This is a genomic window from Micromonospora craterilacus (assembly GCF_003236315.1).
In the GTDB taxonomy this organism is placed as follows: domain Bacteria; phylum Actinomycetota; class Actinomycetes; order Mycobacteriales; family Micromonosporaceae; genus Micromonospora; species Micromonospora craterilacus.
This window is the reverse complement of the sequence record NZ_POTY01000553.1, coordinates 1-475: the sequence shown is the minus strand read 5'-3', so window position 1 is coordinate 475 and position 475 is coordinate 1. Positions and strand designations below refer to the sequence as shown.

Here is a 475-nt window from a genome sequence, read left to right as displayed (position 1 = left end):
GGTCTAGGATCGTTAGCTCAGTTGGTTAGAGCAGAGAGTCTCATAAGCCTCGTGTCCTGGGTTCGAGTCCCAGACGATCTACTGTAGTGGTCTGGCAGGCCGGGTAACGTTCTGCACTTTGTGCGAAGGCTGCGTGCACACTCATAATCCACTGTGCAGAAGACCACACACACATTTCCTAGCACATATAGGGAAATGCGGGTGTCAGTAGTTCAATTGGTTAGAATACTAACCTCCAAAGTATGCGGAAGGAAAATCATACTGAGTCTGATATGTTTTACAACTAAATATCTTGCTTCCTTAGCTCAGCTGGTAGAGCGGAATAGTGAGGTAGTTGCTTAGGTTGCTATTAGTATGAAATCTTGTGAGTACTGTGGCAAGGAGACTGCCAATCCTAAGTTTTGTTCCTTATCTTGTTCATCTAAAGCCTACCCGAGAACATCTAAGTATCCTTACTATAAAGAGTGTGTGGAAT

Annotated in this window: 1 tRNA gene; it reads left to right on the top strand. The window is 44.4% G+C overall.

Annotated elements, in window-relative coordinates:
* The first annotated feature begins 6 nt into the window (after positions 1 to 6).
* Positions 7 to 81 (top strand) — tRNA-Met (locus C1I95_RS34390).
* The last annotated feature ends 394 nt before the right edge of the window (positions 82 to 475 follow it).